This window comes from Pseudoalteromonas sp. PAB 2.2 (genome assembly GCF_001938575.1).
Lineage (GTDB): Bacteria > Pseudomonadota > Gammaproteobacteria > Enterobacterales > Alteromonadaceae > Pseudoalteromonas > Pseudoalteromonas lipolytica.
The window spans coordinates 505,261-525,489 of the sequence record NZ_LYPI01000008.1 but is presented as its reverse complement, the minus strand read 5'-3'; the positions used below and the strand labels follow the sequence as shown (position 1 = coordinate 525,489).

Annotated in this window: 17 protein-coding genes; 8 read left to right on the top strand and 9 right to left on the bottom strand. The window is 42.4% G+C overall.

Annotated features, from left to right (window positions below; all coding sequences use genetic code 11):
* Window positions 1-16: 16 nt before the first annotated feature.
* The 5 genes from apbC to BWD47_RS06360 all read left to right on the top strand — a co-directional run bounded on the left by apbC (window position 17) and on the right by BWD47_RS06360 (window position 10,703).
* Window positions 17-1,105 (top strand): iron-sulfur cluster carrier protein ApbC, encoded by a 1,089-nt coding sequence (gene apbC, locus BWD47_RS06380; RefSeq protein ID WP_075593657.1) that lies wholly within the window; start codon window positions 17-19, stop codon window positions 1,103-1,105.
* A 310-nt stretch (window positions 1,106-1,415) separates the two neighbouring features.
* Window positions 1,416-4,058, top strand: a complete 2,643-nt coding sequence (locus BWD47_RS06375; RefSeq protein ID WP_075593656.1) for a glycoside hydrolase family 16 protein — start codon at window positions 1,416-1,418, stop codon at window positions 4,056-4,058.
* 126 nt (window positions 4,059-4,184) lie between these two features.
* On the top strand, window positions 4,185-7,091 hold the full coding sequence (locus BWD47_RS06370) for a TonB-dependent receptor (RefSeq protein ID WP_371915638.1): 2,907 nt from the start codon (window positions 4,185-4,187) through the stop codon (window positions 7,089-7,091).
* A 410-nt stretch (window positions 7,092-7,501) separates the two neighbouring features.
* Complete coding sequence (gene dcd / locus BWD47_RS06365) at window positions 7,502-8,089, top strand: dCTP deaminase (protein ID WP_036968938.1); 588 nt, start codon at window positions 7,502-7,504, stop codon at window positions 8,087-8,089.
* Window positions 8,090-8,276: 187 nt separating this feature from the next.
* Window positions 8,277-10,703 (top strand): EAL domain-containing protein, encoded by a 2,427-nt coding sequence (locus tag BWD47_RS06360; RefSeq protein WP_176714570.1) that lies wholly within the window; start codon window positions 8,277-8,279, stop codon window positions 10,701-10,703.
* Here BWD47_RS06360 and BWD47_RS06355 read toward each other — a convergent pair.
* The gene (locus tag BWD47_RS06355; protein ID WP_371915637.1) at window positions 10,669-11,448 is read right to left on the bottom strand and encodes a CLCA_X family protein; all 780 of its coding nucleotides are present in this window, start codon (window positions 11,446-11,448) and stop codon (window positions 10,669-10,671) included. The genes BWD47_RS06360 and BWD47_RS06355 overlap by 35 nt on opposite strands.
* Complete coding sequence (locus BWD47_RS06350) at window positions 11,445-12,044, bottom strand: tRNA-uridine aminocarboxypropyltransferase (RefSeq protein WP_065979822.1); 600 nt, start codon at window positions 12,042-12,044, stop codon at window positions 11,445-11,447. Before BWD47_RS06350 ends, BWD47_RS06355 begins: the two co-directional genes overlap by 4 nt.
* Before the next feature lie 126 nt (window positions 12,045-12,170).
* Here BWD47_RS06350 and BWD47_RS06345 point away from each other — a divergent pair, with 126 nt between their 5' ends.
* Both BWD47_RS06345 and BWD47_RS06340 read left to right on the top strand, forming a co-directional pair.
* The gene (locus tag BWD47_RS06345; protein ID WP_065979823.1) at window positions 12,171-12,515 is read left to right on the top strand and encodes an Hpt domain-containing protein; all 345 of its coding nucleotides are present in this window, start codon (window positions 12,171-12,173) and stop codon (window positions 12,513-12,515) included.
* Window positions 12,516-12,608: 93 nt separating this feature from the next.
* Window positions 12,609-13,826, top strand: a complete 1,218-nt coding sequence (locus tag BWD47_RS06340) for a pyridoxal phosphate-dependent aminotransferase (RefSeq protein WP_036968919.1) — start codon at window positions 12,609-12,611, stop codon at window positions 13,824-13,826.
* Between the two features lie 346 nt (window positions 13,827-14,172).
* Here BWD47_RS06340 and BWD47_RS06335 read toward each other — a convergent pair whose 3' ends face one another.
* Genes BWD47_RS06335 through BWD47_RS06320 form a run of 4 tightly spaced genes read right to left on the bottom strand, consistent with a single transcriptional unit; the run spans window position 14,173 to window position 17,073 of the window.
* Window positions 14,173-14,640: a glycine zipper 2TM domain-containing protein gene (locus BWD47_RS06335; RefSeq protein ID WP_036968917.1), complete on the bottom strand. Its 468-nt coding sequence runs from the start codon at window positions 14,638-14,640 to the stop codon at window positions 14,173-14,175.
* A gap of 12 nt (window positions 14,641-14,652) precedes the next feature.
* Window positions 14,653-15,264 (bottom strand): penicillin-binding protein activator LpoB, encoded by a 612-nt coding sequence (gene lpoB, locus BWD47_RS06330; protein ID WP_036968915.1) that lies wholly within the window; start codon window positions 15,262-15,264, stop codon window positions 14,653-14,655.
* A gap of 10 nt (window positions 15,265-15,274) precedes the next feature.
* Window positions 15,275-15,700: a YcfL family protein gene (locus BWD47_RS06325; RefSeq protein WP_036968913.1), complete on the bottom strand. Its 426-nt coding sequence runs from the start codon at window positions 15,698-15,700 to the stop codon at window positions 15,275-15,277.
* A gap of 8 nt (window positions 15,701-15,708) precedes the next feature.
* Entirely contained in the window at window positions 15,709-17,073 is a 1,365-nt protein-coding gene (locus BWD47_RS06320; RefSeq protein ID WP_075593654.1) for a COG3014 family protein, read from the bottom strand.
* Between the two features lie 134 nt (window positions 17,074-17,207).
* On the opposite strand from BWD47_RS06320, the gene BWD47_RS06315 reads away from it, so the two are divergent.
* Window positions 17,208-18,068: a DMT family transporter gene (locus BWD47_RS06315; protein ID WP_283246056.1), complete on the top strand. Its 861-nt coding sequence runs from the start codon at window positions 17,208-17,210 to the stop codon at window positions 18,066-18,068.
* A gap of 1 nt (window position 18,069) precedes the next feature.
* Here BWD47_RS06315 and BWD47_RS06310 read toward each other — a convergent pair whose 3' ends face one another.
* From BWD47_RS06310 to BWD47_RS06300, 3 genes are read right to left on the bottom strand one after another with little or no spacing between them, the layout of a single operon-like run.
* A complete protein-coding gene (locus BWD47_RS06310) occupies window positions 18,070-18,753 on the bottom strand; it encodes a M15 family metallopeptidase (protein ID WP_075593653.1) in 684 nt (227 codons plus the stop codon).
* A complete protein-coding gene (gene dapE, locus BWD47_RS06305) occupies window positions 18,750-19,880 on the bottom strand; it encodes a succinyl-diaminopimelate desuccinylase (RefSeq protein ID WP_036968908.1) in 1,131 nt (376 codons plus the stop codon). Before dapE ends, BWD47_RS06310 begins: the two co-directional genes overlap by 4 nt.
* Entirely contained in the window at window positions 19,880-20,224 is a 345-nt protein-coding gene (locus BWD47_RS06300) for an ArsC family reductase (RefSeq protein ID WP_036968906.1), read from the bottom strand. The genes dapE and BWD47_RS06300 overlap by 1 nt, the downstream gene beginning before the upstream one ends.
* Between the last annotated feature and the right edge of the window lie 5 nt (window positions 20,225-20,229).

The following is a 20,229-nucleotide window of genomic DNA, read 5'->3' as shown; positions in this document are numbered from 1 at the left end:
ACGCTATTTTATTGCTATGTTTGGACTGTCAAAATTATTCTCTGGTAAATCGGCTGAAAAAGAACCGCTACTTGATGCGTTAGCTGCTTATAGAAGCAGCGCATTTGCGATTGGGATTGAAGCCCAATGGGTAAAAGAAATAACAATAAATACCGACAAAAGCTTTAAGGTTAAGCTGGAATTACCCTTTGCTGGCAAGGGAGAATTAGCACAAATCGAAGAGTTTGTTAGCAATAAGCTCTCAGTATCGGTGAGCATCGACGCCGAGGTGTCATTACCCAACCAATGCTGCTTTAAGCAGATTAAGCAGATTAAGCAGATTGTACTTGTTGCATCTGGCAAAGGGGGAGTGGGTAAGTCGACAACGGCTGTGAATCTTGCCTCAGCACTTGAGCAAGAGGGAGCTAAAGTGGGGATTTTAGATGCTGACATTTATGGCCCATCGATCCCTTTACTTTTAGGTCTGCAGGGTGCTGAGCCTAAAACACTGGATAATAAAAACTTATTACCATTTGAAGCACATAATTTGAAAGCGCAATCAATTGGTTTCTTAGTGCCGAGTGATGATGCAACAGTGTGGCGAGGCCCCATGGCATCGGGGGCGCTTAATCAACTTATGAATGAGACCGATTGGGGTGAACTTGATTACCTCATCGTTGATATGCCGCCCGGCACCGGTGATATTCAACTAACCATGAGTCAAAAAGTACCTGCTAGTGGCGCTGTAATTATTACAACACCGCAAGATTTAGCCCTAGCTGATGCACAAAAGGGGATTGCTATGTTTAATAAGGTCAATATTCCAGTATTGGGTCTTATTGAGAACATGAGTTACTTTTTATGTGGTCATTGCGGCGAACCCAATCATGTATTTGGCAAAGATGGCGCTGTAAAATTAGCCCACCGCCATGGTGTGCCTGTATTAGCCAACATCCCTCTTGCGATTGAAATACGTGAAAGCTCGGAGCAGGGGCAGGTAATTTCTCGAGATAATGCAGCATCAATTAGCGCTACCTACAAAAATGCTGCACGTGTCCTAGCCAGCAGCTTGCATTACCAGCAAACACAAAATAGTTCGGTAGAAATACTGATAACAGAAGATTAAACACAGAAAAAAATGTTAATTTCTTGTTGTTTATTACTCATTGTGACAATGAGGTATTTGTGTTTTTGTGCTTAATCAGTGCATTCACTGCCCTTTAGAGTGTTTTTTGTCTACTTAAAAGACACAAATGTTCGATTTTTGTTAATATTTTATTGACCTTTTCACAACCCTGACATACGCTTTTGTAAGCGCTTACATTGCTTGGCTTTTTATTGGCTCTTAAATGTAAGCGCTTACAATTGGCTGATTAAAAAAATACTTATACCGATCAGCTGAGTACTAACAAACACTCATGTTAGGGTTCAATGTAATGAACAGAATTAAAACACACATAACACAACTTGCGATGGCGCTTTCTGTAGCGACATTAGCTGGCTGCGGTGGCTCTGCCACAGAAACAAAAATCGACACTATCAACCCAAGTGAACCCACTTCTGATTGGGTGATGATATGGGAGGATGACTTTAATGGCGATTCAATTGACGATGGTAAATGGAACTTCGAAGTTGATTGTGCCGGTGGGGGTAATAACGAAAAACAATGTTACACCGACAGCAAAGATAATGCTTTTGTTGAAAATGGCATTCTAAATATTGTTGCACTGCCCGCAGAGGAAGGTGCGACTAAACCGTATACCTCAGCACGTCTAAATACTCGCTATAAAGCTGATTTTAAATACGGACGCTTTGAAATGCGCGCTAAACTGCCAAGTGGTCAAGGTGCATGGCCTGCCTTTTGGATGATGCCCACAGACGAAGTATACGGCGGTTGGCCCCGCTCTGGTGAAATTGACATTGTTGAAGCCGTGAACCTTAAAGTGCCTACCGATGATGGTCTAGAATCAAACATCTACGGAACATTGCATTATGGTAAAGAGTGGCCAAATAACGATCAAAGCGGCAAAGCGTATACCTTTGATCAGGCGTCAAACCCTGCAGATGATTTCCATACCTATGCAATAGAATGGCAAGAGGGAGAAATTCGCTGGTATGTTGATGACTACCTCTACGCGACTCAGCGAAAGTCTGAACTGCTTTATAACGCCAGCGGCGAAGCGCTAGCGCTAAAGCATAAAGGATGGTATTCAGAATATTTCGACCAAACAACGGGTGAACTAACGACATTTTGGGATGCTTCACCCTATGATCAAGAGTTTTACTTGATATTAAACTTTGCAGTCGGTGGTGATTGGCCAGAAAACGTTAATGCGACGGGCATAGATACGAGTGCATTCGAAAATGGTCAAGCGTTCGAAATTGATTATGTACGAGTTTATGAGTGTGCTCAAAATCCAGACACGGGTAAAGGCTGTGAAACTGTCCGCCCAGGGTATGACAGCGTAGAAGATGCACTGGTAGAAGGTGCTGCACCAGCCCCGACGCCGCCAAGCGATGGCACGGTTACGCCGCTGACCATTTTTGATGGTAGCTTCAATCCAAATTGGCCGGCATGGGATTGCTGTGGTGGTTCTACACCCGCCCTTGTTGAAGATGTAGAGCGTGGCGAAGTAGTTGAGTTTAATATTGGTGCGCAGCCAACAGTGAATGGATTTATTAGTCGTGAAGCCTTTACCACTGACGAAAATGGTGTTGCTTCACCTTATGATGCAAGTGCTATGTTGGAGGATGGTTACGTACGATTTGATATGCAAATCATGTCATTACCTGCCACGCCAAATGCTCCTTGGCTTTTTAAAATAGAAAGTGACGAGGGCAGTTCTGCAGTCGAAATGAACCTTAACATGAGTGCTGAAGGTGTTGAACCAGTTGTCGGTGAATGGCAAACCTTCACCTTTCCACTGCAAGCACTTGCAGATGCAGGATTAAATGTGTCACTTATTGATGTCATCATGATCTTCCCTGCATGGGGTCAAGGTGAGGGTGCAGTTTATCGTGTTGATAATGTTGAAATTACAAACGGCGCATCGACCTCTTTACCTTCATTAACGTTATTCACAGATGAAACGAACATTGACTGGCCGTTGTGGGATTGTTGTGGTGGCTCAACGCCAATTGAAGTCATGGATGATGAGGCTCACGGGGTAACAGCAGAGTTTTCTATCGGTGCTCAACCGACAGTTATGGGCTTTATCAACCGGACATCATCAGGTGGTAGTGGTTCACAATTTGATGCGACAGCGCTTGTGGACGAGGGGATGTTGCAGTTCGAAATGAAAGTGATATCTCTGTCGAGCACACCAGAGGCAGCGTGGTTGCTAAAAGTTGAATCAGACAACGGTACAACCGCTGTGGAGGTTAATCTGAACACCAGTGTTGAGGGGGTTGACCCTGTTGCGGGTGAATGGCAAACCTATACTTTCCCTATTAGTACGTTGCTGCAAGCAGGCTTAGATGTCAGCGCTATTGATGTGATCATGATTTTCCCTGCTTGGGGTCAAGGTGAAGGGGCTGTATATCGTGTAGATAATGCACGTATTTATGCACCAGAACCACAGTCTGATCTCACATTATTTGCTGATAATGTCGCTGAGCAATGGAGTGTTTGGGATTGCTGCGCAGGCAGTACACCAACAGTTGAAACGGATGATGAAGCGCATGGTGCTGTGGCTGAGTTTAAAATAGGTGCAACAGCTACTGTTATGGGCTTTTTAGCTGCTGATGGCGTGAGTTTTGATGCTTCTCATATGGTTTCTGAAGGGGTTGTTCGTTTTGAAATGAAACTGGTTTCAAATGCCAGCAATCAAGATGCGCAGTGGTTGTTCAAAATCGAATCGAATGATGCAGGTCAAGCTGTTGAGCTTGCGCTAAGTGCTAGCCAAGAAGGCGTCGAGCCTGTGGTCGGGGAATGGCAAACTTACACCTATACATTGTCTGACTTGCTCAGTGCAGGTCTTGATATTAGTGCAATAGACGTTGTCATGGTATTTCCCTCGTGGGGCATGGGAGAAGGTGCGGTCTATCGTATCGATAATGCCGTGATTACAAACCCATAATTTCATCTGACAACAGGCTAGGGTGCACACAAAACAGCACCCATTTTACATGACAATTTTTTGCAAAAGCAGGTAATCATGAAAAGCACAAAATTAATTAAAACACCTCTTGCAGTATCAATCGCAATGATCCTGACAACAGGGTTTGGCAATCTCTCAATGGCGTATGCTCAAGATGAGCAACAGCAAGTAGATAAAGAAATCGAAGTCATCGAGATTAAAGGTATTCGTGGCAGTATGATCCGTGCCATGGACATGAAACGAGACGCAACGGGAGTGATTGATGCCATCTCAGCAGAAGAAATGGGTAAATTTCCCGACACCAATTTGGCCGAGTCATTACAACGTATAACGGGTGTCTCTGTCAGCCGCTCGAATGGCGAGGGGAGTGAAATCACAGTACGGGGGTTTGGCCCTGAGTTTAATCTTATCATGTTAAACGGACGTCAAATGCCGGGGACGGGTTATACCCGCTCTTACGCACTTGAAAATATTGCCGCAGATGGAGTCAGTGCGCTTGAAGTGGCTAAGTCTGGTCAAGCTGATGTGCCAAGTGGTGGCTTGGGGGCGACGGTCAATATTATCACGACTCGCCCATTGAATAGCCCTGGTGAAAAATTTAGTTCCTCAATTAAGGCTATTCACGATTCGTCAAACGAGGCAGGTGATGATGTAACCCCTGAGTTTTCTGCCATGTACAGTAATACCTACGCTGAAGATTCTGTTGGTTTTGCGGTATCGTTTTCTCATCAAGAGCGTGATTTTCAACAGCAAAATGCCAATATTCAGGGTTGGCAAGCCAATGTCGATTTACCGACGTTAGATGAGGGGGCATTTATCGACCCGCGTGCAGTCGACAGCGAAGGTAAGCGTGTTGGTAATCATTTCTTCCCGAAAGATATGAACTACAGCATTGCGGATGCCGAACGTGAACGTACAAATGGTCAAGTGACTTTGCAGTATGCGCCCATTGATAACTTTGTTGCTACGCTTGATTACACAGCAAGCCGAGCAATCACAGGCGTTAATACCGTTGGTTGGGGTATCTGGAACGAGTTCGGTGGTAACATCAATCGCTATGAGCTGGATGAAAACGGTACTGCATTATTCGCTGATATTAGTGGCAACGATGGCTCATTCACAGCAAATCGAGAAACCACTGAAGTTAAAGCACGCTCAATTGGTTTAAACCTAGAGTGGCAAATTAACAATGAATGGGAAGTAGAGTTCGACTACCACGACTCTAAAAATGAAATAGACAACGGTGCTGATGACGGATTAGGTTCATCGGGGCAAATCATCCTCGGTTCAGATCAATTGCGTAGTAAGGTTTACGATTACCGTACAGGTGAGATCCCGCATGCTTACGTTAATTGGAACAACGGGACTACGGTACTAGACCCAAGCGAGATTGACTCAAATTTCAGCCAGTTTATTTACTCTCCGGGTGAGTCAAACGTTGAGCAAGCGCAGTTGCATACACATTGGTTTAATGAGCGTTTTGAAATCCCATTGGTAAAAGTGAAATTTGGTGCTGCACATACAAAACAAACCATGGGTGGGTTCACTGCATGGAGTGGTTTGCGAGGGGGTCCTGGCTTTAACCCATCATTCACAGAAATCTTTCCTGATGGCATGTTCACCTACAAGGAAACGGGTGACATGTTAGATCAATTTGAGGGGGGAGGCAGTGATTTACAACCGAACTATTACTATACCTACAGTTTTGAAGAGGCTTTAGCCCGTCAACTCGCTTACTTAAACGAAGATCTTTTAGGTGATAACTACTATTCAATCGATCCCTTTTTCGATGGCATTGACAGTGAAAGCTATGTTGAAGAGAAAACGCAAAGCGTCTACGTGAATACGTTGTGGGAATTTGATGTCGCTAATCACTTTGTACAAATTAATGCTGGGCTTCGCTATGAAGAAACGGATGTCACCAGCACGGTACGCCAACGTGTTGAACAACAAGTGAATTGGGTGAGTGAATCAGAGTGGATCATGCAATATGAAGCTGGCGGCACCGATAACTTTTACCAAGAACAAGGCAATTATGATATTTGGTTACCTAACATTGATGTAAAAGTAGAGTTAACCGATGAACTCGTTGGCCGTGTCTCGTGGGGTAAAACGATGGCTCGAGCTCCTTTGGGCGATTTAGCGGGTGGACGAAGCCTGACCGGCAGTCCAAAACCGGGTGCTCGCACGGGTGGGCAAGGTAACACGAACCTGTTGCCATTTGAGTCTACAAACTTGGATGTGTCTATTGAATATTACTACGGCGAAGGCAGTTATGCGTCTGTAGGTTACTTTAAAAAAGACGTGGATAACTTTATTCAACGTCAAATCACTGAAACGACAATCGATGGCCTTTACGATATTTTAGACGGGCCGCGTTATCAAGAAGCCATTGCGGCTATTGAAGCGCGTAATGAGCAAGTCACAAGCAAAGCCATTTTTAACGAAATGATTGCCCTTGGCTATGGTAATGCTGATGGTGAAATAGAACCAAGTAGTTCAGACCCGTTAATAGTGTGGAATATTACCCAGCCGCAAAACACGGACAGTAAGTCAGTTGATGGTGTAGAGGTTGCGATACAGCACTTGTTTGGTGAAAGCGGCTTTGGCTTAGGTGTGAACGCGACATTTGTTGATGGTGATGTTGAATTTGACGTAGACAGCCTAACACAACAGTCGCCACTACCAGGTTTGAGTAATTCTGCAAACTTCCAAGCTTTCTATGACAAAGACGGTTTGTCGGTAAAAGTGACCTACGCATGGCGTGACGCTTACTTGATTGGTGTTGGTCAATCACAAGGCTCAGCGGATGCACCACCACAGTTTGGTGACACATTCGGGCAGTGGGACTTAAGCGTAAACTACGATATAAACGAAAACATGACGGTGTTCTTTGAGGGAATTAACCTCAATAATGAAACCGAGCGCGGTTATGGCCGTTACGAAGAGCAGTTTTTGTTTGCTCGTCAATACGGCGCTCGTTACGCAATTGGTGCACGCTACAGATTTTAAACAACACGTTATCTCCCAAGACATGAAAGCCGCTCTCTGAGCGGCTTATTTACTATTTTGCGCACTAACATCGCGAGAGTACGAACTCGTTAACGTATTTGAAGGTTCATATTTTCTCAGCTTATGTCACGTCTTGTTATACATTCATTGTATTAAAAAAATCATTTCACCCCATACTAAGCGTATAAGTTATTCTTAACGGTTTAAATGAGTATAAAAAAAATTAATTCATGAAGAAATGTCTGTAAGACTAACTTGATAAGTGAGTTTTGTGTCACAATAATCCCAGCATACTGTGAGCTTTAACGCTTATTGATTGCATTAAATGCATGAATTAACGTGAAGCAAGATAATTTTTACAGCGCAACATGTTGATAATAACTGTTTGGCTGTTTTAGGTAGAATAATAAATGAGATTATCAGATACCCATATTCAGCAATATATTAACGAGGGTCGTATCGTTATAGAACCTTCACCGAGTAAAGACATGATTTCTGGGGTGACGGTAGACTTACGTTTAGGCAATAAGTTTCGAGTGTTTCAAGATCATACCGCAGCTTACGTTGATTTAAGCGGTCCGAAAGATCAACTTAATAAAGCGATGGAATCGATTATGAGCGACGAAATCGTGTTAGCGGAAGAAGAAGCTTTTTTTCTTCACCCGGGCGAATTAGCCTTGGCGATTACGCATGAAAAAGTTACGTTACCCGCTGATATTGTGGGTTGGTTAGATGGCCGCTCCTCACTCGCTCGCCTTGGTTTAATGGTGCACGTAACGGCACACCGAATTGACCCAGGTTGGTCAGGTAATATTGTGCTTGAGTTTTATAACTCGGGTAAATTGCCTTTGGCATTAAGACCCATGATGAAAATAGGGGCGATGAGTTTTGAGACCATGACCAGCCCAGCCGAAAATCCTTACAACACCCGTAAAGATGCGAAATATAAAGACCAAAACTCGGCGGTAGCGAGTCGTATTAGCGACGATAATAAGTAAGCTTTTCTTATGTGGCCTTCGGGCCACAGTACTTTAATTGCAAATCGTTCCCAAAAGTTGGCAATTTACGCTGTTCCCCCCCATACTTTTAGCTGGTGTTTAATGGCACGGAGCTAAAATGCTTTCAATCAGCAGGTGCATCCTTACGTTTTATAAACAGCTGGTAACTGCTACTTGTTGTCTTTTTTTGTATACCTTTACAGCGACTTTAAATGCGGCTGAACTCCCTGTTTGGCTGATAAACACTGATGACCCAGTTTTTATTGTTAGCCAATCACTGCAGCAGAAATTAGACGATAAGCATAAAGTAAATATGCTTGAACCCAAAACACTTCGCTTAAAAGCACACAGTTCGTATTGGCTTGTCATCGACTTAAATAAGTTACCAAGTAATCAAGACTACGTTGTGTATATTGCTGAACCCAACTTAACGTGGAAAAAGTTTTATCTTCTTGATGATTTATTACAAATTCAAAATAAAGATAGATTGGCATCATTAGTCAGCTTATCGAGTGTGCGACCACACTGGTTAGTCGATCACAATCGTCAAAATCGCTGGGCACTTCTTAATTTCCAACATGAGCATGCGATATCAATTGAAGTCGGGGTTGTTTCAGCTAAAACGTTTGAAGTTAATTTACACCAAACAATTTTGGGGTATGGCGCTATCCTGGGTGTCTTGGTTTTATGCATGTTTGTATGTGGGGTGTATTACTTCATATCGAAACGCTTTAAGTATCTGACATTAAATGCTTACTTCGTTTTAGTGACCATTGGATTTATGATAGATAATGGTTTAACGAGCTTTTTTGTTAGCGGGTTAGAGTGGAGCGCTAAGTGGCTTATAAACCAGTATGCATTGTGTTTTGGTGCTTATTTTTTGTATCACTTTGCTGCAATAAACAGACTTAAAAGTCACTATAAATCGGTGTGGATCGCTTTATTAGGTGTGTCAATAATTACTGCAATAATGGCTTCGTTATTGCCGCAACTCAATCTGCAATCGTCGTACATTTTTAGTTGTATTGTCTTTTTAATGCTCGCAGGTATTGCGATTACTATTTTGTACAAAGGAAAAGGTGAGCGTACGCGTTTAAGATTATTAATGGTGCTTACATTGTCTGTTCAAGCGTTTAGTTGGTTGGTGTGGAATGGCTTTGGTGTTGGTAATCACACCATGCAAAATGTCATTCTATTATTCACATCGTTAGCTATTAGTTCATTGTTGTTACTTAAAGATAGACACAGAATTTCATCATTTAATTATTCAATGACACATGATGCGGATACAAAATTACCCAATAAACAATTGCTACTGAGTGAAATAATGAAAAAAGTAGCGCACAAACAACATTTTTCTGTGATGTTGTTCAGGCCCCATGTCTTGGTAAATGCCAGAGCAACATTTGGCTATGAGCATGCTAATAACTGCATTGTGACTACGCTGGATGTACTTACCCAACAGCTTGAATCGATTAATGCTTTAAGGCTGGAAACCCATGTTGATCAAGGTGTCTGGATAGCACGCGTTGATGACAGTATTTTTGCTTGTGTTGTAATGGGGGAGTTGGAACTGAGTCATATAGAGCAATTTGCTTGTTTGATTCATGGAGTGTTTGAAGAGGGCATCACGCATAACAATGTAAAATTAGTTGATAGTGTTGATATTGGTGTTGCCCATTATCCTTTACATGGTAATACCGCCAGACAAATTCTACAGTGCGCGATTCAAGCTATGAGTGAAAAGCGCCTGCAAGGTGAGCGCTGGCGTATGTTTGATTTAGAAAGTGCGAGACTCTCAGAGCAAAGGCTGCTCATTGCCGCATCATTAAAATTAGCGATTGAAGAAGACCAATTAAACTTACATTTTCAGCCACAGATATGTTTAGAAACGGGTGATATTGTGGGTTGCGAAGCGCTACTTCGTTGGCATCACCCTGCACTTGGAGCAATCGGCCCTGATACCTTTATTCCGATTGCTGAGTCCTCAGGGGTCATTAATCAACTTACCGAGTGGGTCGTTGCGAAAGGCATAGAATGGCAAGCAAGGTTTTGTGAGTTAATACCTGAGCATGTCATTTCTATTAATATCTCGGCAAAAGATTTGCTCAATAAAGATTTACCTGTGCTGTTTATTACTAAGTTAAATGAGCTAGGTGTAAGTGCTGATTCTGTGATGCTTGAGTTAACAGAATCAGCGACCCTGGAAGAAAGTAAAAATATAAAAATAACACTGGACGATTATCGCTTAATTGGTGTGAAACTCGCCATTGATGATTTTGGTACAGGTTACTCTTCACTCGCTTATTTAAGTCAACTGGGCTTTGATGAGGTGAAAATTGATAAGCAGTTTGTTCTTAATCTCGCTTTTTCGTTAAATGATCAAAGTATCTGTAAAGCAACCTGTGATATTGCTAAAACGCTCGGTGCCAAAGTGGTGGCCGAGGGCATTGAAGACCCGCAGAGCTTGGCCATTTTACAACGTTATGGCTGCCAAATAGGGCAGGGATATTACTTTTCCAAACCGCTTGAGGCTGACGATTATTTACTGTGGATCAAGAACTTTAAGTCGGTTGATGTTAGCCACGATGTAAAAGCACACCTAGTTGATTAAAATACCGTAATAATGCGTCTGAGCAGCGTGATGTATGCTCTATGCTTGGGTAAATTAAACCACCGTCATTTAAGCCACTCACTAAAAAACTATTTTTAATCGCAGGATGGACAGCAATGCATTGCTCAAAACACCGTGCCGCAAGTTCTTCTGGCATGCTCATATAAATATGCTGTCGTTGTTTATCAAAGGCTATCGATTGTGTGACGAACTCGTTTGGGTTATTACCTTGAGTATCTAAAAAAACCTGATGAAAAAACTGATTGAGGAAATGATTTAACGGGTGTGTTAAATCAGGTGTTTGGGTTAACCACAATGATGAGCAAAACTGCATGGGTTGTCTGTGTGGGAACATATGCTGGCAAATATGGTGATCAAAGGCATGAAACCACTCATGTGCGAGGGCTCCTCCTCCGGCATTTTTTGCCAGAGCAAGTGTTTGGCTTTGCGCATTATAATGTGCTTGCACTCCTTTTTGACCGCCATGACCGAAAGCAAAATTCAGTTTGCCACGAAGGCCCATTGCCACAGGTGGTAATGACAGTATTTGTGCGAGATCTGCCAGCGCGTCATAAATTAAATTTGCAGCTAATAATCGTTCTTGCTTGGTAACCCAATGACCCACAACGAGGGTACGAAATCCGAACGTGTCGCGAATATCGTCAAAATCAACTTGGTCATCAAAACGGTAATCGGGACCTTGGCGGCTAAACCCCGCACTTAAACGTTTAGACACTCGCATTATAAGTAACGTGCCTTGACTGCTTGAGGCATGTGCTGAGTTTGTTTTTCAACAAGCGCCGTGAGTAAATGATAAAGCGGGTCAACATTACACTGTTCGATTAAATTAAGGCTCTGTGCAACGGCTTCTAATGTCGACAAGCTATCGGCGCGAGGTGCTTTTCTGATCACGTATTTGTTTTTTGGTAAAGTGGCGAAGCTGACAGCCTTGAAGTGCTGCAAACTTGGGGTCAGCATCAGCATTTTGTAGGCTTTTTTCCATGTGCCATCAAGCACCACTAAATGAGTAAGCTGTTGTTTAAAGTCTAATGTTGCATCAGTGCACTTATCAAGCATGATTGCATTATCGGCGGGATACAACAGTGCCGTACTCTGTGTTGGCAGTGAGGCAAGCTCAGGAAAGTCTTGCTCAGACTCACCACTCAAAATAATACAGTTCGCTAAACCTAATTTAAGCAGGTGCGCTGTATTTTTAGTTACTTTTTCTTCGCTAGGATGACGTAATATAATGATTTTTAGTTTATTATTAATTATGCTTATCGCATTACATAAGCAGGTTCTGACTGAAAAGCCACAACCCGAACACAGTTCTCTAGCCATATTAAACTTCTAGCATACAATTAAAGTATGGCTATTATACATGAGCTCTGGTCATAGGGTTGCTTTTTTACAATGAACAGCTAGAGTTGCGATTTAAATGATGACGTTTTTGATCAAGGGATAAACATGACGACGATCACAATAGATGAAGGTGCACTTGAAGGTATGGAATCGCTTTTGGGTGATCAATTTGCCGACACCTTAACCTTTTGCTGCAGTGAGTTTCAACGCTTGAGTGGTGAAGTTTTAGCGAATTTGGATTCAGAAAATGAAGTTGCTGCGCGTCATGCACATAGCTTAAAGTCAAATGCTGCGCAATTCGGTGCATCGAGCTTATCTGATGTTGCTCGCGAAATTGAACAGGCGTTAAACGAGGGGCATGTGGATACAGCAATAGAAAAGTCACAAAACCTTGACGCGCAAGTTGCAGGTTCAGTTGAAAAACTACAGGCCTGGTTTGCTGGTCGCTAATAACTTGAATTTATTTCAGTTATAACCTCAAAAATCCACTAGCGTGGTTAGCCTCTGCTAGGTTAGTCTTAGGGTCTAATAGTAGAGGTAACCATGTCACAAATAAAAAAGAGTCACAAACTTAACGGTGTCTGTTATGACATTCGTGGGCCTGTGCTTGCACAAGCTCGAAAAATGGAAGATGAAGGTCAAAAAGTTCTCAAGCTTAATATTGGCAACCCTGCGGCCTTTGGTTTTGATATGCCTGAAGATATGCACCGCGATATCATCCGTAACTTGTATTCAGCCCAAGGCTACTGTGACTCTAAAGGCCTTTACTCTGCCCGTGTGGCTGTTTATCAACACTATCAGCAACGTGGATTATTCAACCTAGATGTCGACCATATTTATATCGGTAATGGGGTGAGCGAGCTTATTCAAATGACGACTCAAGCATTGCTTGATAACGATGATGAAGTACTGATCCCAGCACCCGATTACCCACTATGGACCGCGTCTGTTAAATTAGCGGGTGGTAACCCTGTTCATTATTTATGTGATGAAGAACAAGATTGGTTTCCAGATATTGCTGATATAAAAAGTAAAATTACCTCAAAGACAAAAGCGCTGGTACTGATTAACCCGAACAATCCAACGGGGGCTGTCTACAGTGATGACTTATTAATGGAGCTTATTAATATTGCGCGAGAGCATAAGCTGCTGTTATTAAGTGATGAGATATACGAGAAAATTTTATATGACGGCGCCACACATACCTCAATAGGGGCGTTGTGTGATGATGTGCCTATTATTACCTTTAACGGCCTTGCAAAAACATACCGAGCAGCGGGCTTGCGTATGGGCTGGATGGTATTAAGTGGCCGTACAAGTGTAATGGAAGACTTAGTGCGTGGTTTAGATATGTTGGCATCTATGCGCCTGTGTGCCAATGTACCTGCACAATATGCGATTCAGCAAGCATTGGGTGGTGTACAGTCAATCGATAATCTAATTAACCCCGGTGGGCGCTTGTGTGTGCAACGTGATATTGCATGGCAAGGACTAAATGCGATAGACGGCATTAGTTGTAAAAAACCAAAAGGCGCACTGTATGCCTTTGCAAAAGTTGACACCGACAAGTTTAAGATTAAAAACGATGAACGCATGATCTTAGATTTGCTAAAAGCCGAAAAAATACTGCTCGTGCACGGCAGGGCATTCAACTGGCCTGAGCCTGACCACTTTAGATTGGTGTTTTTACCGAACAAAGATGATTTAACTGAAGCAATGGGTAAGATGCAACGATTCTTTGCAGATTACAAACAGAGCTAAAATCATCGCTCATAACAGCGCTCATAACAGCGAGATAAGGCTCTAATGCCGTTCACTTTAGGTGAGCGGCATTTCTTTTTATGAAGTAACGATTGCTCGCTGTTACTTTTACCAGTTCGCAATAATACTTAATAATACTTAATAATACTTATTCCAATGTGCAATAAGACTTAATCATTTTGAGGAATTGAACCTGTCGCTACCCGCGTTAAAAATCTCTGACTTACGACGGCATAGATGCAGAGCAATTACCGAGAACACCTAAATAACGACATTTTTGTCTTATTATCAACGCGGTTTTATTGCCTCAAAATAGATTACTTAAATAAGCAAATTGGTATTACCATTAAAAAGCCTTATCTACGCGAACGGTGTTATCACTTAAATAAACAAGACGAACTTTGTCACCTTGATTAAATATCATCCGACTATCCTTGTCTTGAACGACCATGTATTGCTCGCCACTTTCTACTTGAATCATTAACTCAACAAGTTGATATTCAATATAACGGCTTGATTGCTGACGGTTGTGTGCAATCGACCCGCCAATCATTGAACCAAGAATAGTTGCCACAGTTCGACCACTTCCGCCGCCAAATTGATTCCCTACAACACCGCCTAATAGTGCGCCGCCAAAGGTTTTCCAGCCATTTGTTTGGTCTTTAACCAGTTCTTGCTCGGTAATATTACGAACTGACTGCACTGAACCAAACAAAACTTGCTGCACGGGAACCGCTTTATTACGCTGATAATCAGCGTAACTGGGCGCACTGAGCAGTAAACATAGGCTAAATAAACTAATAAGGTACTTCATATAACCTCCTGGCTACCAGCCAAAAGTAGATTTTTCGCGTGTTTTACGGATTTCAGTTTCATCAGCCCACTCAATCAGGCCACTTTTTAAATCCATTAAACGCATCGTGAATTTATAATAGACATCGGCTTTATCTGCATTAGATTTTACAATGCTCGACAGGTTGCCGTATAACATATACTGCGCTCCCACTTGCTGACCAAATGCGATTGCAGTATTGGGATTGACGAGCGGGTCGACATTTTGGAAATTAAGCTGTTCGCGCACCGCTTCGACACGCGTCATATCAACAAAACGGAATTTACCGCTGCGTAATAATTGTGTCGAAATAGAGTCAGTGATTGATTCTGTATCAATATGCTCGCTGGTTTTATTTTTTATCCGCTCAACAAACACGATAGGACGCGAATTTGCTGTTAATGTCCCCACAACAGGCGATGCCAATAACGAATCTGTCATTTGGCTGGCGACCTTTTGCAAATCAGTTGAACCAAAGTTGATATCGGTTGTTTCAACAGCCTGAGCATCACCATAACTGACAACTGCTTTGTTGGCACAGCCAGATAACAGTAACGACGTTGCAATTGCGATAGCGGTGGCTGATTTCACTGAATATAATTTCATTGTGGCTTCCTTAATCTTCGAATTCTTGTGCTTCTGTTGAGACTTCACGAACAGCAAGCGAAAAGGTGACTGCATCAGATGTTGGGGCTAAGCCCGGTAGTTGTGTTTTTGCAAAACCAAACAAGGTAATTGCTTGCCATGGTGAGTGATTGCCTTTTATGACAAACCCATCGGCGTCATACCAAGTAAATTGATATTGTAAATATTGAGACTTTTTATACTGACTTGCTAATGTCACAACCACATCGGTTAAGCCATTGGTTTGGCGAGTTTTTACATCAGAAATCGCAAGCTTGTTACCAAGTTCAGGGTTATTAACAATAAGTTGTTGATTATATTGTTGTGATGCTTGCTCGACACCGATACCAGAGGTGGTTGGGCGAGAGGAGCAAGCCGCAACGAGTAATAGGGTTAGTAATGGCACTAAATATTTCATTATTGCTCCTAGAGTTGGACTACATGTGAGTCAAAGTAATTATTAATAAAGGTTAGGTAGACAAAGGTTAACCCCTGCTTACTAACCGCAAAGTCAATTTTTCCGTGCCCTGACACCCACAGAGAGTGATTACCAGGGGTCATTGCTGTTTGTGCGATACTTAACTGATTTGGTAAAGTTAACCAACTGCGAGTATCTGCTTGCTCAGAGGCAAGGTTATATATATTCGCTAAAATATTGCCGACATCACCACCACTTCTGGCAAGTTCTGCACGCATTTTTTCTTTTGCCACTAGCCTCAAAACTTGTCGTGAAACTCTGCCCGCACTTTGATCTTTCAATGTTTTCGCTGCAAGTGACTCAAGCCGAACTATCGGCGTGAGTGTTAAACTTTCACCCGAGACCGTGATATTTTTTTGTGAGCTCACATAAGGCACGTCGCTGTATACGGGCATGGCGATACTGTAAAAACGCGCATCGCCACGCGAAGTATAAATGGGTAACCGTAAATTATATTCTTGCTTAGCAGGGACCAGGCCTTGCTCGGCAATAATAATAACCTGACCTTGATTGGCGTTGACCTCATTGAGCTTACCAAAACGCTGACTAAAAGTTTCAAAGTCTTGATCAAAACCTTGTTTTTTAGCGAGTCGTAATACATTTTGTTGTAAATATGTATTATCGGTGTTTATCTCTAGGGCTTTTTTATAATCGATATAGGCATCATCAAATTGTTTATTCGCCTCATAAAGCATACCCGATAAATAAAACGTAAAAGCATTTTGAAAACCGTTCTTCACATCACCAATTAGCATGGTCATGTCGGGGTAGCCAGCGGCGGCTTCTTCAGTGCGTTTATCGAGCTCAGCTTGATTATCTTTCAGTGCATCTTCTTGTACTTTGTTTGCACGCCTTATTTCTACTAAAGCCGATTCTAATTGGTTTTCAAATACATAACTAAGCGCTTTATAGCTATGCAACATAGTCATTTCGTACGCGGGTGGTTCATAACTAATGACTGAGTCATTGGTTAATAATGCGTTACTTTGCTCAAGACCTGCGCTTATTTGTAGTTTTGCAGCTTGGCGCTTTTTTTCCATGTTCATATAAACAGCTTCAAATGTGCTGTTAGCCTCAGAGTGCTGATCTGATAAAAACGCTAACCGCGCAGTTTCAAGCTGATTTAACAAATAGTTACTGTGCATTGAACTGTTACTAGGTAATAGTTGGTTGGCTGTGTCGATATCATTTTGGCTGACAGCTTGGCGCACTGGCCTTAGCTGTGTTGCATAATCTTGGAATAGATCAGTAATACCTATGGTACTGCAACCAGATAACAGTAAAACAGCTCCAATAAATAAATGTCGATGCACTGAATACTCCTATAAGACAATGTAATCAGAGTAGCATACGCGACTTAACCGTCTATGATAAATTATGTAAAAAATCGTAAGTGATTTACGTTTAGAACGGTCTTGTATTTTATTATCAAAAGGATATCTGTATTTTGCTAACCACTGTGTTCTATACCTTGATGGCTTTGTGCGCTTTTGCCGCCAATTCTTTATTGTGCAGAATGGCTTTACAAAGTGGTGATATTGACCCTTTGAGCTTCACTGCCATTCGTTTAGTCAGTGGTGCATTAACCTTATTTTTGTTAATGCAATGGCAGGTTAAATCAGTTAAATCGATGACCGTTGTGGACAGAGGTAATAACTTAAGTGCATTGAGTTTGTTTGTATATGCGCTGTGCTTTTCAATTGCTTACGTTAATTTAAACACGGGAACGGGGGCGCTGATATTATTCTCAGCAGTGCAATTGACGATGATAGGGCACAGTATTATCAACAAAGAGCCATTGCGTAAATTACAGTGGGGCGCACTCATCGTTGCTTTTGCCGGCTTTGTGTATCTAATGTTACCCTCTGCAACGGTTCCATCCTTATTACCCGCGGTGTTAATGGCTGTCAGTGGTGTTGCTTGGGGAATATACAGTATTCGAGGAAAAACATGCGAAGCGCCTCTTCAAGCAACCGCGTATAACTTTCTTAGGAGCTTAATGCTCGTACCCATACTCATTTTGTTAGTGACGATGCAATGGCACGCTGTATCACCTACCGGCATTTGGCTTGCTATAGCCTCGGGTTCACTGGCATCAGGGGTTGGGTATAGTATTTGGTACTTAGTGTTACCTAAACTCAAAAGCAGTCAAGCAGGCGTTGTTCAACTTATTGTGCCTGTACTAGCAACGTTTGCTGGTGTGGTATTTTTAAATGAGCTATTAACCATGAGGTTAGTGATAGCCAGCGCCTTAATTCTTGGCGCTGTTATGGTGTTTTTATTAGCAAAAAGGCCAGTGAGAACGTAACTTATTGTGGGCTATTTACATTTAATACGTAGCGTTCATATAAACTGTTTAACTCGGATAAAATGGCTTTTTTGCCACATAAGTCACTCTCAGTTATGCGCTGTTGTAATGTGTCGATAGAAAGGTACTGCATCATGTTTGCTGACTGCGCTATATGGCTGATATGCCATGGTTCAGGTGCAACGCCACCCATGTACTCTCGGTATGGACGAAAAAAGCCATATTTCTCGAGATTATCATCAAGCCACGCTGTTAATCTAGCAAATGGCCCAGAAGTTGAATACTCTTCGGGGCTTAATTGCAGTTGATAACTATCACTGATGGCTGCAGTGTCAAAAATATCTAAATCGGTACCAAAATGATGTCGACTCGCGCCGGGTAAGGCTGAATAAAGCATAATTGCGTGGCATTTTTCAGCATCGCTCAATGCCGATAGGTCAACGGTTTCTTGTTCAAGGGTATAAACAGGGCGAAGGCCTTTAAATTTAGCATTCCAAATTACACTTTGGCGCGTAAAATCACGAAAACTTGAGGCAATTCTAAGCTCAATTCCAGCCCTTTTAGCGCCTTGTTGTAATGCTAAAAAGTCGGTAACAATATCTGCATGTAAACGGTGGTTCTGCAGCTCAACTAAATGTGAGCTACTTGACCCTGTAACGCATTGCAGTAAATCGGGCTGACTCATGTTAACAATTGCTCGAGAATGGTTTCGTATATTTTTGCAAGTTGAATGAGGTCGTCACAGCTCACGCATTCATTTACTTTATGAATTGTGTCGTTGCGAGGACCAAGTTCAATGACTTTGGCACCTGTCTGTGCGATAAAACGTCCATCAGACGTACCGCCTGTGGTTTCAAGTGCAGTATCGCGACCCGTAACGTGTTTAATGGCGTTTACCGTTGCGTCGACGAGCGGACCGTGGTCGGTTAAGAAAGGTAAGCCATTAACAATCCAGCTTAATTCGTAGTTTAAGCCATGCTTTTCAACAATTTTAACAACGCGTTGTTGTAGTTCCTCATAGGTTACTTCGGTGCTAAATCTAAAATTAAATTGAATGTCTAACTCACCAGGGATGACATTGCCTGCACCGGTGCCACCATTAATGTTTGATACTTGGAAACTGGTCGCTGGAAAAAACGCATTGCCTTCATCCCATTGAGTTTGGCTCAGTTCTGCAAGAACTGGGGCAGCTAAATGGATGGGGTTTTCAGCAAGGTGAGGGTAGGCAACGTGTCCTTGCACTCCTTTGACAGTTAAAAACCCTGTGAGAGAGCCTCGGCGGCCATTTTTTACAACATCTGCGAGCACATCACGCGAAGACGGTTCGCCGACCAAGCACATATCAATCTTTTCACCACGTGCTTCGAGTGTATCAATCACTCGGGTTGTACCATTGATAAATGGGCCTTCCTCGTCAGAGGTGATTAAAAATGATATGGAGCCTTTATGGTCAGGGTGTTTAGCAACAAAGCGCTCAGTTGCGATAACCATTGCTGCTAAAGAGCCTTTCATATCTGCAGCACCACGGCCATGAAGCATACCGTCTTTAATAAGGGCTGAAAAAGGTGGGAATTGCCAATTTTTTTCTGGGCCTGTCGGGACAACATCGGTATGTCCGGCAAAACAAAAGTGGGGAGATTCAGTCCCTTTTCTTGCCCACGTATTAAGCGTGTCGGTAAAAAATAGCGACTCAATATTAAACCCTAGCTTTTCTAAGCGTTCGTTCATAAGCGCTTGGCAGCCTGCATCGTCAGGGGTGACCGATTCTCGTTGGATGAGTGCTTGGGCTAATTCAATAACGGGATCAGTCATTAGGCAAAAATCTCGTCGTATTGAGCAGCTTTAAATCCTAAATGATACTGACCGTTATGAATCAGTACTGGACGTTTTATCATTGCTGGTTGCGCGACAAGGAGTGCTAAAGCGCTTTCTTTATCTAAATTTTGTTTTTGCTCATCAGTGAGTTGACGGTAGGTTGTTCCACGCTTATTGACGAGTTCTTGCCAGTCTATATGTTGTGCAAATTCGGTGATAAGGTCGATACTAATGCCGTCTTTTCGATAGTCATGAAAAGTAAAGTCATAATTTTTATCAGATAAATATTTCTTGGCTTTTTTAATTGTATCGCAATTGCTGATACCATACATGATCGTCATAAATT